Genomic DNA, 12,228 nt, shown 5'->3' on the forward strand with positions numbered 1-12,228 from the left:
GAGGGGTGTTCAGGCACTGAACAGCTGGCGGATTTGTTCGGAAAGGGCGGCCACGTCCTTGTCCAGCAACCAGTCGAGCGTCAGGTACACGCCGACGCAGACCAGTGCGATCAACCCCAGGTACACCCACAGCGGCACTTCATGGCGCAGCATCTGCGACACCTGGTCGGGCAGGGCCCAGTCGGGCGACAGGGTTTTCGGCGGCTTGCGGTAGCGGGCGATGTCCTGGCCCAGGGTGTTGGCCAGGTAGCGCAGCTGGTCCTTCTGGCCGAGGCTGAACTTGCCTTCGAAGCCCAGGGCCAGGCACAGGTGATAGACCTCCAGCACGTCGAGGTTCTGCTTGACGTCGCCGCGCAGCGCCTCGACCTTCTCGAAGAAGCCTTCACCGGCCAGGTGCACGCCGAAATAACGGAACTGCAGGGGTTGCAGCTCGAAGTGCCGGCGCAGGTCGCTGTCACCGGCGCGCAGCACGCTTTCATCGACGAAGGCGCACAGCGCGTACTGGGTGTCCTTGACCTGCTCGACGCTGTAGTTGGCCGAGCGGGCATCGCGCTCCAGGTTGGCGAAGAAGCGTTCGACGCTGCTCTCGAAGGCAGGCACCGAGGTCACCTGGCGGCCTTTGCGGACGATCAGCGCCATGCTGATGAAGTCCTGGACCAGGTCCTTGAGGGTCGGTTTGTCGCTGGCCGCCGCAACGGCGCCCTGCTGCAGTACGGCTTCGGTCATTTGAGCACCGCCATCAGTTCAAGCTTGAGGTTGGTAAAGGCGCTGGGCGCGTAGAAACAGATGGTCTGGGCATTCATCATTCGCTCGTACACATGGCCATGGGGCTCGATGGCGAAGTACTGGTTGTCCAGGCGCACCGGAATCGCGTTGGGCAGGCGCGCGGCGTGGTTGAGGGTGACCCCGGGCATGGCGCTGTTGACCACCACCTCGATGTCTTCCGGCGAGCCGACCTTGAATGCCCGCGGCACCAGTTCCAGCAGGCTGGCACCGGGCATGTCGGCGTGCACCGAGATATAGAAGTCGGCCTCGGCCAGGCGCGGGTCGCGCAGCTGGCCTTGCCAGTACGACGGTTTGGTCTGGGTGAGGTTGATGACGATGCACTGGTTGGGCACGACATTGTCGAGCATCACCCGGATCATCTCGTCGAGCTGCACCAGCGACGCCGCCGGGTCGTGGTGGTCGTATTCCGGGATGTCGCTGAGCTGGGTGTCCAGGGTGAAGGTCAGCAGGCCCCCGGCGAGGTCAGCGAGGAATAGGTACAGGCGCTCCGGGTGCAGACGCGGGTGCGCCAGCAGGTGCGCCAACTGCGGGTGCGCGCGGTTGACCGTGTTGAGCAGCCAGAACAGGGTGACGTCGCTGGAGCCGAACTCGGCGATCTGGTCGGCACGTTCGCGGCGCCGGCCGGACAAGGCCTTGCTCTTGGCCTGCAGCGCACCGAGCAGACGCTTGCCGATGCCCGCAATGGTTTCGTGGCTGCCCAGGTGCAGGGTCGGGTGGACGAAGTGCGGGTCGAGGTTGAAGCCGCCCATGCTGTTGCGCGTCAGCTTGGCCAGCGGGCAATGGCTGTAGCCATCGAGGCTGTCGCCATCGACCAGCAGCACCACGTTCAGGCGCAGGCTGGTGATTTCGTTCTCCTGCTCGCCTTCGTTGAGGTCGGGCAGGGTATCGAACTGCTTGCGAAAACGCCGTGCAGCCTTGTGGGCCTGGTCATCCTCGACGTAGTTGAGGCCGAACGGTTCGGGCAGTTTCAGCGCAGCATGAACCTTCAGGTCGTTGGCCTTGAGCAGGTCCTTGAGGTCGCGCGCAGCCGGCAGCGGGTCGTGCTGCGGCGCGTCGTACAGGCTGCCGTCGGGAAACACCAGCTTCAGGCGCTTGAGCTGCAGCGAACCGTTGGCCAGGGCGTCCTCGTCAACCTGCAGCGCCTGGACACCCCAATGGAAGGGCGTTGCGCGCAGGGTCGCCTCGGCCAGCTGGTGCTGGTGGAACTCATCCTGGTACTGGAAGTGCTGGGGCAGCAGGAACATGCCTTCCGACCACATCACTCGGCTCTGCTTGCTCATTTGACGCTATCCACTAATGAATTGAAGGTTGAATCCACCGCGTTGCTGGCCGACTGCCCGGCAGCGTCCACGGCCTTGTCGACCACCGCGTCCTGCACCTTTTCGCCCAGGGTTGGCGTGGCGCTCTGCTGCTGCAGCTGTTGCTGCTTTTGCGCGGCTGCGAGTTGGTCGGCGGTGGGCGGTTTGTTCAGCACGTCCATGCCGCGCATGGCGGTGATTTCGGTGTTGTCGACCAGAATCCACAGGCCATCGGAGGAGAACCAGATACCGTCCTTGCGCAGCGAGTCGGCATCGAAGGCGATCTTCCAGCGGGCACCTTGTTCATCCCGGAAGAACGCTGCCATGCCCACGTAGCGGGTGCTCTTGGCCAGCGGCCACTGATCGATCTGACCGATGCCTGGCAGCAGGGTGAGCTCGCGGGTGTCCACCAATGCGTTGCCCAGGGCTTTATCCGGCGACTCCCAGAGGGTGTCGGCATCGGTGGCGGCAAAACGTTCGAGGTCGGTCAGCTGGTACACGCGCATCACCACCGACAGCGGCTTGCCGTCGGCGCCCGGGTTGAGCTGGTTACCGCCATCGGAGGTGAGGATCACCTTCTCGCTGTCGGCCAGCATGTCGGCGGCCCAACTGTCTTCCATGCGCTTGCCGATGCGGTCGCTGACGCCGCAGCCGGCCAGCGCCAGCAGCAGGGCCACGGCGGTCAGGCGCTTGATGGCGGGGTGTGGGGTGTACATGGCGGCTTAATCTCCGGAAACGTGTTCAGGCCAGGCGATAGGCGAAATCGCCATCGCTGCCCAGTTCGATCGTCAAGCGCTCGATCGGCGCGTCCTGGGCCATGCGCTCGAGCACGTGCTGGGCAAGTTCGGGCATCAGGGTGCGCGACAGGATGTTGTCGATGTTGCGCGCGCCGCTGTCGACTTCGGTGCACCGCGCGGCGATGGCCTTGACCAGGGCCTCGTCGTAGCAGAGCTCGGCCTGGTGGTTGCGGGCGAAACGTTTGCGAATGCGCGCAAGCTTCAGGCTGACGATGCGTTCGAGCACCTGGTCCTGCACCGGGTAGAACGGCACGATGCTCAGGCGGCCGAGGAAGGCCGGCTTGAACACCCGGTTCAGCTCATCGCGCAGGCCTTCGACGATGGCCTCGGGGGTGGGCGGCGTCTCGGCGTTCAGGCAGGTCTGCATGATGCGGTCGGTGCCGGTGTTGGAGGTGAGGATGATCACCGTGTTGCGGAAGTTGATCTCGCGGCCTTCGCCGTCGTCGAGCACACCCTTGTCGAACACCTGGAAGAACAGTTCGAGCACGTCGGGGTGGGCCTTTTCCACCTCGTCGAGCAGCACCACGCTGTACGGTTTACGGCGCACCGCTTCGGTCAGCACGCCACCTTCGCCGTAGCCGACGTAGCCGGGTGGGGAGCCCTTGAGGCTGGAGACGGTGTGGGCTTCCTGGTACTCGGACATGTTGATGGTGATCAGGTTGCGCTCGCCGCCGTACAGGGTGTCAGCCAGGGCCAGCGCGGTTTCGGTCTTGCCGACGCCGCTGGGGCCGAGCAGCAGGAATACGCCGATGGGCTTGTTCGGGTCTTCCATGCGGGCGCGGGAAATCTTGATGCGCTTGCCGATCTCGTGCAGGGCATGGTCCTGGCCCAGCACGCGCTCGCCGAGCAGGGCCGGCAGGCGCTGCACGGTGTCGATCTCGTCACGCAGCATCTTGCCCAGTGGAATGCCGGTCCAGCCGCTGATGACCTGGGCGATGGCGCCGGCGTCGACCAGGGCGTGCACCAGCGGCTGGTCGCCTTGCACACGGCCAAGCTCGGCGCGCAGGGCGTTGAGCTGCGCGGCATCGGCGTCGTTGGCGGCGTCCAGGGCCTTGAGCTGTTTGACCAGCGCCAGTTCCTGCTGCCACTGCTCGTTCAGCCGCTGTTCCTGCTGCTGCTCGGCCTGCAGGGCGGCCTGCAGCTCGCCCAGGCGGCGGTGATGGTCGTGGCCTTTGCCGGCTTCGTGGTCGAGCACGGCGATTTCCGCCTGCAGGTTGTCGATGTGCCGGCGGCAGTCTTCCAGCGCGCCGGGCTGCGACGACTGGGCCAGGGCGATGCGTGCGCAAGCGGTGTCGAGCACGCTGACGGCCTTGTCGGGCAGCTGGCGGCCGGTGATGTAGCGGTTGGACAGGCGCACGGCCTGCACCAGGGCTTCGTCCATCACCGCCACCTTGTGGTGTTCGCGCATCTTGCCCAGCAGGCCGCGCAGCATGTGGATGGCCTTGTCTTCGTCGGGCTCCTCGACCTTGACCACCTGGAAGCGGCGGGCGAGGGCGGCGTCTTTTTCGAAGTACTTCTTGTACTCGGCCCAGGTGGTGGCGGCGATGGTGCGCAGCTCGCCACGGGCGAGGGCTGGCTTGAGCAGGTTGGCGGCATCGTTTTGCCCGGCCTGGCCGCCGGAGCCGATCAAGGTATGGGCTTCGTCGATGAACAGGATGATCGGGTGAAGGCTGCGCTTGACCTCTTCGATCACGGCCTTGAGGCGGCTCTCGAACTCGCCCTTTACCCCGGCGCCGGCTTGCAGCAGGCCCAGGTCCAGGGTGTGCAGGGCCACATCCTTGAGCACCGCCGGGACGTCGCCCTGGGCGATGCGCAGGGCCAGGCCTTCGACCACGGCGGTTTTGCCAACCCCGGCTTCGCCGGTGAGGATCGGGTTGTTCTGGCGGCGACGGGTGAGGATGTCGACCATCTGCCGCACCTCGAACTCACGGCCCAGCACCGGGTCGATGCGGCCGTCGCGCGCGCTCTGGGTGAGGTTGATGGTGTACTGGTCCAGGGCTGGCGTCTTGCCGCCGAGCTTGCCGGCCGCTGCCGGCGCTGCCGCCGGACTGGCCAGCGGGCTGGCGAGCCTGGATTCGGCGCTGCCTTCGACCAGGGCGGTGAGGTTCAGGCGCAGGTCGTCGGCGTTGATCTTCTCCAGCTCCGCGGCCGAAGCGATCACCACGCGGCGCAGCTCGGCATCGTCGAGCAGGGCTTGCAGCAGGTGCGCGCTGCGTACCTGACCGACGCCGTACTCGATCGAGGCCAGCAGCCAGGCCTGCTCGATCATGCGGGTGATGTGCGGTGACAGCGCTGGCGTGCGGGTATTGCCTTTCTTGAAGGTGCCCAGGGCGGTGATCAGTTGCGCCTGCAGACGCTCGGCGACCACGTCGTAGTGGCGCAGGATCGGCGCCAGGTCGCTGTCGCTGTTGTCCAGCAGCTGCAGCAGCAGGTGCTCCACCTCGACATCGTAGTGGTGCTCCGACAGGCACAGGGCCGCCGCGCTTTCAGTGGCCGTGCGGCTGGTTTCGTTGAGCTTGGCGAACAGAGACTTCAGGTTCACAAGGCGACCCCATCGTAAGGAATGTGGAAGACGGCGCAACGCGAAGGTTCTGCGTCACGGCCAGGGCGTTTGAGCCAGCCCAGCCAGCCCAGGGCGACGTTGCCGCTGCGGCCCAGCTGGGCACGCGGCACCGCTTCGCGCTTGAGGCGAGGGGCGATTTCGAAGTCCAGCTCTGCACCTATATAGAAGCGCACCAGCTCGACCAGCTTGCGGTAGTCCTCGGTGCCCGGCTGGAAGCGCTGGTAATCGGCCAGCGCCAACGGGCCCAGTTCGATACGAATGCACGACTGGTAGTCCCACACCCGGTTGCCGGCCACGGCGCTGTGGCCGAGCTGAGCATTCTTGCGCCCGAGCTGAGTGCACTGTTCGGGCTGCAGGTTGAGCCAGCGGCCAGCGAACTGCTTGACCTGGATCGGCAGGCCGAAATAGAAGCCGAGCATGCGTTCGAGGTTCAGCGCGTTGCGCGGCTTCTGGCTGAGCAGGCCGGCAAAGTAGCTGAACAGCTCGCGGCGCAGCGGCGGCGCGGGCTGTTCGAACTTCAGCGCCTGGGCGCGCGGGCCCAGGCCCACCAGGTTGAGCAGGTAGCCATCGAAGCGCGAGGTGCCGTTGCGCTCGTGCTCGATATGGAATTTGTACTTCTGCCAGGCTTCGTAGAACAGCGTGGTCATGCGGTGCGAGAAGATGTCGAGAAACGCATGGGCGGCATCGTCGCGGTACTGCACGTGGCGCTCCAGCAGCAGCTCGGTATACGGGCGCGGCAGCACGCCCGACGGCCCGACCAGCCCCATGAAGGTCACCTGCACTTCCGACAGCGGCAGCCCGGCCGGCGACACCTTGCCTTCGCGCTCGAAGTGCAGGTCGCTGACTTCGCTGGCCGGAAACGCCAGCGACAGCTGGGTGCGAAAACGCAGCGGGTCTTCGTGCGGCCGGGTTGCCAGGTCAATGCGCCCGGTGCGGCTGTAGTGCAGGCGGAGCAGGCGCACCAATTGAAAGAATTCGAATCGGTGCGGCTCGGCTCTGGCCTGATCGATCAGACCAGGGGCTGATCGCCAGTACGTGCTGGCCATTGGACGACTCTCTTTTCTCGTTGTTGGGAGCGCAGTGACAATTGGGTGAAGCTGTTCATCGAGCAGTACTGCCCGAAGAAGTGGTCCAGCACCATGCCGAACAGGAACACGCCGCTGCCGGTGAACTGGCTTTCGTCGAAGGTCAGGGTGATGCCCACGCCGCGTACGAAGTTCGGTCGCGGATGGCCGATACGGGCGACCACCGGCTCGCTGCTGATGGCCTTGATGCCGTTGATCTGTTTACGGATGGCCGACACGTTGCGGTAGTTGTACAGCGACAGCAGTTCGAGCAGCACTTCGCGGCCCTGGCTGACCAGCGACAGGTGGTTGAGCGACAGGTGCGCGATCAACCGCCAGATCAGGCCCTTGCCCAGCGGCACGCGCACCGTGGCGGTGGGCTTGCGCAGGCAGCGGATGTCCTTGATCACCGAGTTGGCCGGGATGTTGAAATCGCCACGCTCGCCACCGAACGGCAGCATCAAGGGGATATCGCGGTTGCTGCAGGTAAGGCTGATGCTCAGGGTGTCGCTGCTGCCGTCGATCAGCTCCAGGTCGCGGTCGACCACGCGGATGCTCATGGCGGTGGCGTCACCCTGGTTGCGCCGACGGGCGATCCAGAAGCTGTTGTGCGGGTCTTGCTCGCCGCGCGGTTCGAAGAACGGCAGGCAGGTGCCGACCTGGTCGATGCCGCCGAGCTTGCGCACGCGCCGCACACGGTCGATCGACACCACTTCCGCCGCGTTGTGCAGGCGAATGCCCGGGATGACCGGGTACTCGTGCTGGGTATGGGTGAGCTTGATCGGCTCGGCCTGCTGGCGGAACAGGTTGATGATCGGCGTGCAGTTGAGCTTGAAGTTGTTGCGCCCGATGTTCTGGGTCAGCCGCGCCAGGCGCTCGCTGAGGTCGTAATCGTTGAAGTAGAAGTTGATCTCCACCTGCTTGACGGCCTTGCCCTGCAGGATGCGGGCGAAACCTGTGAGGTCGAAGAACATGAACTTGTCAGGGAAGGTGAAGTACTCGTGCAGCAGGCGGTAGCCGAGGAACGAGCGCTCGGAGTAGTCCACCAGGCCTTCGTCGCGGGCATAGCCCACGGCTTTCAAGGCATCGCGCGGCAGGGCGACTTCGCGCTGGCGGCCGTCGTCCTGGAAGCTCAAGGTGGCCTTGGCCAGGTTGTTGAACAGCAGTTCGTAGAGCTGCAGCATCAGCGTCGCTTCGCCGTCGAGGAAGAAGCGCAGGCGGTCGATCTGCATCTGGCCGAACAGGGCGTCGCCGGTGGCGTCCAGGCGAATGCGCAGACGCGCCACCAGGTCGGCGCTGTGGCCGTTGAAGGCCGAGCGTTCCATTTCGGCGAACGACGCCTGCTGCACCGCGATGGGCCACAGCTCGACGGGGTAGCAGGTGCGGAACTTGCACACCACACCCTCGACGGCGTTGGCATGCATCTCGGTGTGCCGGGCCACGCGGTAGGCTTCGGTGACTTTCTCGTGCTTGCCCAGGCTCAGCTCGGCGATCGACATCGACGGGGTAGGGCGCAGGTAATGCGGGTACAGCACCTCAAGGAACGACTCGACGATTTCCGGGAACTCGTCGTCGAGCTTTTTATGCACCCGCGCCGACAGGAACGAGAACGCCTCGATCAGGCGCTCGGTGTGCGGGTCCTCGCAGTTGTCGCCCTCGATCAGCAACCGCGAAGCGATTTTCGGGTACTGCGCAGCAAACTCCTGGCCGAGGAAGCGCAGGTGCGACAGTTCCTTTTCGTAGTAGGGCAGCAGTTCGTCGAGCATCAGTTGAGGTTCTGCACTTTGTATTCCTGGGTGTTGACCTGCAGCACGGCGTCAAACGACACCTGGCGGCTGATGTCCTGCAGACGCAGCACGGCGTCTACCCGGAAGGTCAACATGCGGTGGCCGTTCTGCTGGGCCAGCAGCTGTACGCGTACCCGGCGAAAGCGCCGGTCGCCGGTGCTGATCGCCCGCTCCAGCTGTTGCTGGATGAGCCGGCGATCCTGCGGGTCGAGCACGCTGCGGCTGATGAAGTCGGGCATGCCGTATTCAAGGATGGAACCACCGAGCTGGCTGAAGCCGTCGAGCTCATCGGCGACCAGGGACTGGCGGGTATTCACCAGCACCTCCAGGTCGCGCACGATGCTGGCCTTGTACTCGGCCAGCGAGCAGGTGCGCTGCACGGCAGGCTCCGCCGACTGGTACGGACGGTCGTCCAGCAGTCGGTCAAGCAGCGAGGGCAGCAGGCGGGCCTGGTTACTCATGTGTCATCCCTGTACACACGGGGCCGGTCAGCCGCGGGCGCCTTGTGGCAGTTCGGCGACCAGGCGCAGCGAGGCGGTCAGTTCGTCGAGCTGGTAGTGCGGCCGCAGGTAGGTCACCGCCTTGTACACGCCCGGCTTGCCCGGCACTTCGAACACTTCGGCGCGGGCTTCGCGCAGCGGGAACTTGGCCTTGGCCTCCTGGCTTGCGGTGTCGTCGAGCAGCACGTAGCTGGCCAGCCACTGGTTGAGGAAGCGCTCGACGTCCATGCGCGAGGCGAAGCTGCCGATCTTGTCGCGCATGATCGCCTTCATGTAGTGGGCGATGCGCGAGGTGGCGAAGATGTACTGCAGCTGCGCCGACAGGCGTGCGTTGGCGTTGGCGATGTCGGTGTTGTACTGCTTCTGCTTCTGCGTCGACTGGGTGCCGAAGAAGGCGGCGTAGTCGGTGCCCTTGCAGTGCACCAGGGGGATGAAGCCCAGGTCCGACAGCTCTTTTTCACGGCGGTCGGTGATGGCGATTTCAGTCGGGCACTTGAGGGCGATTTCGCCGTCGTCGGTGTTGAAGGTGTGGGTCGGCAGGCCTTCGACCAGGCCACCGCCTTCCACGCCGCGGATCGCCACGCACCAGCCGTAGCGCGAGAAGGCGTCGGTGACGCGGGTGCCCAGGGCGTAGGCGGCGTTCATCCACAGGTACTTGTTGTGGTCGCGGCCGTCGACGCTTTCGACGAAGTTGAATTCTTCCACCGGCGTGGTATCGGGGCCATAGGGCAGGCGGCCGAGCACGTGGGGCAGGGTGAGGCCGACATAGCGCGAGTCTTCCGAGGCGCGGAACGACTTCCACTTGGCGTACTCGACGGTGTCGAAGATCTTCGCCAGGTCACGCGGGCCGGACATGTCGGTGAACGAGTCCCAGCCGAACAGTTCGGGCGAGGCTGCCGAAATGAACGGCGCGTGGGCTGCGGCGGCCACGTGCGAGATCTCTTCGAGCAGGTACATGTCTTCGGGGTTGCGGTTGAACTCGTAGTCGCCGATCAGCATGCCGAACGGCGCGCCACCGAAGGTGCCGTACTCTTCTTCGTAGACTTTCTTGAACAGCGCGCTCTGGTCGAATTCGCTGGCGGCCTTGAGGTCGCGCACCAGGTCTTTCTTGGAGGCGTTGAGCAGGTGGATCTTCAGCGTGGAGCTGGTTTCGGTCTGGTCGACCTGGTACTTCAGGCCGCGCCAGGAGGCTTCCAGCTGCTGGAATTCACGGGCGTGCATGATCTCGTTCATCTGCTCGGAGAGCATCGAGTCGATCTCGGCGATGCGCGCGTCGAGCACGGCGATCAGGTCCTTGCTCGGGGTCATTTCGCCTTCGAGCACCTGATTGACCAGTTCGCCGATCAGGTCGCGGGTGCGGCTGCGCTCGGTGTCGGAGCGGGCCACGCGGCTTTGCGAGATGATGCTGTCGAGCAGCGAGGCCTGCGGGGCGAAGTTTTCCACTTCGACCAGGTCGGTGTCCTGCTGAGGGAGTGCTTGTTTGTCGGTCATCGTCTGGCTCCTGCTTACTCGTTGCCGTCGGTGGCGGGGACGGCGGCCTCGCGACCGAATTCCTTGCCCAGGGTTTTCAGCTTCTCGGTGTTCTGCAGCACGTCCATCAGCAGCTCTTCGAGCTTGTCGTTGCCGCCCATCTTGTTGCGCAGGTCGGCCAGCTTGTTGCGTACTTCCAGCAGCTTGCGCAGCGGTTCGACCTGCTTGACCACGTTCTGCGGCTCGAAGTCTTCCAGGCTGTTGAAGTTCAGCTCGACGCCCAGCTGGGTGCCGTTCTTGGCCAGGGTGTTGTCGACGCGGTAGGTCAAGCGCGGCTTGATGCCCTTGAGCACGCCGTTGAAATTGTCGCGGTCGATGTAGACGAACTTGCGATCCTTGAGCTTGGGCAAGGGCTCCAGCGGGTTGCCGGAGAAATCACCCAGCACGCCGACGACGAAGGGCAGTTCCTTTTTCTCCAGCGCATCGCCGATGTCCACGTCATAGGTGATGTGGACCCGTGGCGCGCGAACGCGGTCGAGTTTGTGCTGGGTGCTTTCCTTCTTCGCCATCGTGATCTCCAATGCGAGCAATTCGCTGCGAATCTTGGCGCGGCCCGGTAACGGGCACGCGCGTTACAGTCCTTCGATCGTCAGCAGCAGGCGCTGACGGATTTCGTCGTTCATTTCCAGGATGTTGTCGCGGCCCACCAGCTCTTCGAAGCTGGTGTTGCCGGCAATCTGCGTGCTGCTGCGGATGACCGAATCGTCGGGCAGTTCCGAACGCACCGGCGCACTGATGACGCAGAACGGCAGGTCACCCAGGCCTTTGAGGCGCTCGAAGCTCAGGCCGAAGCGCAGGCCTTCGAACAGCCGGCCAAGGCCCGGCGACTTGCTCAGGCAGTAGAACAGCACCAGGTAGTGCACCACGAAGCGGTACAGCTCGGCGCTGCTGCGATTGGGGTCGTTGATGACGGCGCGAAAGCGCGAAAGCTCGAAGCCCTGGAAGCCGACCACCCAGCGCACCGGGCTGGTGATGCGGATGACCTGGCCGTTCTGGGCCAGGACCTTGTCGTATTCGAGCGGAAACAGTTCGGGGGTGGTGCTGATGAGGTTGAGCGGCACGTCCAGCGCGCTGACCAGCTGGAAGGGCGCGGCGCAGCCGATGCGCTCGTAGAGTTCGATGAGCGACTGGAAGTGGCCCTGGGTTTCGCGCCCGCTGCTGCGCTGCGCGCCCTGCAGGTATTCGCCGAACAACGTTTGCGGACGGATCAGCGGGGCCACGGTGGCGAGGTAATCCGACGCCTGCGCCTTGAGCGCATCGGAAATAGCCCGCGTCTGGCCACGCAGCTTGATCAGTGCTTCGACGTCAAACGTCTGTGTCATCGGTAAATCGTCCATGAAGCTTTGTGTTCGTCCCGTAACGCCGTTGGCGCGGACCTGAAACTGGGTGCTGGCACATGAATAGCGTGTTGCCAGCAATGCCGTGTAGGGCAGTTCGCAGTCGGAGAAGTTCCAGCGAAGTCGCCGATTTTTTCCCTGTTTTGTGAACGGGCGCAATGGTGTCGCATTGCTATCGGCTGCGGGTTGAGCGCGCGAAAATCAGGGGGTAAGCCCCGTAGAGTCTGGGTTTTTGGCGGGAGAAATGACCGACGAAATTGCTGAGAAATTATTTTTGAAAAGGTGATGCGGGTCGCATTTTGAGTGGCTTGGGAAACTTCGGTTGGGGCTTGGCAATAGGCCATCCAATGATGGCAATGCGACGGAATAGGGCGCGCTGAGTGCGCAGGTTCTGGGGATTGGCTGTGTCAGTCACGGCCCTATCGCCGGCAAGCCGGCTCCCACATGTACAGCGCCGATTTTGAATACTGCGAGATACCTGTGGGAGCAACGGTCTTGCTCAACTTCTAAAAGTTGATGCGATTCCTGTGGGAGCGGGCTTGTCCCGCGAACACCGGCGAAGCCGG

10 protein-coding genes are annotated in these 12,228 nt (G+C 64.3%); all 10 read right to left on the reverse strand.

Annotated elements, in window-relative coordinates; all coding sequences use genetic code 11:
• Nucleotides 1–9: 9 nt before the first annotated feature.
• Nucleotides 10–726: a type IVB secretion system protein IcmH/DotU gene (gene icmH / locus PMI38_RS24405; protein ID WP_008100165.1), complete on the reverse strand. Its 717-nt coding sequence runs from the start codon at nucleotides 724–726 to the stop codon at nucleotides 10–12.
• Entirely contained in the window at nucleotides 723–2,066 is a 1,344-nt protein-coding gene (gene tssK, locus PMI38_RS24410; protein ID WP_008100168.1) for a type VI secretion system baseplate subunit TssK, read from the reverse strand. Before tssK ends, icmH begins: the two co-directional genes overlap by 4 nt.
• Complete coding sequence (tssJ, locus tag PMI38_RS24415; RefSeq protein ID WP_008100169.1) at nucleotides 2,063–2,800, reverse strand: type VI secretion system lipoprotein TssJ; 738 nt, start codon at nucleotides 2,798–2,800, stop codon at nucleotides 2,063–2,065. The genes tssK and tssJ overlap by 4 nt, the downstream gene beginning before the upstream one ends.
• Nucleotides 2,801–2,825: 25 nt before the next feature.
• Nucleotides 2,826–5,423: a type VI secretion system ATPase TssH gene (gene tssH, locus PMI38_RS24420; RefSeq protein WP_008100172.1), complete on the reverse strand. Its 2,598-nt coding sequence runs from the start codon at nucleotides 5,421–5,423 to the stop codon at nucleotides 2,826–2,828.
• A complete protein-coding gene (gene tssG, locus PMI38_RS24425; RefSeq protein ID WP_008100174.1) occupies nucleotides 5,420–6,490 on the reverse strand; it encodes a type VI secretion system baseplate subunit TssG in 1,071 nt (356 codons plus the stop codon). The genes tssH and tssG overlap by 4 nt, the downstream gene beginning before the upstream one ends.
• A complete protein-coding gene (gene tssF / locus PMI38_RS24430; RefSeq protein WP_008100177.1) occupies nucleotides 6,454–8,274 on the reverse strand; it encodes a type VI secretion system baseplate subunit TssF in 1,821 nt (606 codons plus the stop codon). Before tssF ends, tssG begins: the two co-directional genes overlap by 37 nt.
• Nucleotides 8,274–8,756 (reverse strand): type VI secretion system baseplate subunit TssE, encoded by a 483-nt coding sequence (tssE, locus tag PMI38_RS24435; RefSeq protein ID WP_008100179.1) that lies wholly within the window; start codon nucleotides 8,754–8,756, stop codon nucleotides 8,274–8,276. The genes tssF and tssE overlap by 1 nt, the downstream gene beginning before the upstream one ends.
• 27 nt (nucleotides 8,757–8,783) lie before the next feature.
• A complete protein-coding gene (gene tssC, locus PMI38_RS24440) occupies nucleotides 8,784–10,286 on the reverse strand; it encodes a type VI secretion system contractile sheath large subunit (RefSeq protein ID WP_008100183.1) in 1,503 nt (500 codons plus the stop codon).
• Between the two features lie 14 nt (nucleotides 10,287–10,300).
• The gene (gene tssB, locus PMI38_RS24445) at nucleotides 10,301–10,834 is read right to left on the reverse strand and encodes a type VI secretion system contractile sheath small subunit (RefSeq protein ID WP_008100185.1); all 534 of its coding nucleotides are present in this window, start codon (nucleotides 10,832–10,834) and stop codon (nucleotides 10,301–10,303) included.
• A gap of 63 nt (nucleotides 10,835–10,897) precedes the next feature.
• Nucleotides 10,898–11,647, reverse strand: coding sequence for a hypothetical protein (locus PMI38_RS24450; RefSeq protein ID WP_008100187.1), 750 nt, complete (start codon nucleotides 11,645–11,647; stop codon nucleotides 10,898–10,900).
• Nucleotides 11,648–12,228 lie beyond the last annotated feature (581 nt).

It is taken from the genome of Pseudomonas sp. GM84 (genome assembly GCF_000282535.1).
Classification (GTDB): Bacteria; Pseudomonadota; Gammaproteobacteria; order Pseudomonadales; family Pseudomonadaceae; genus Aquipseudomonas.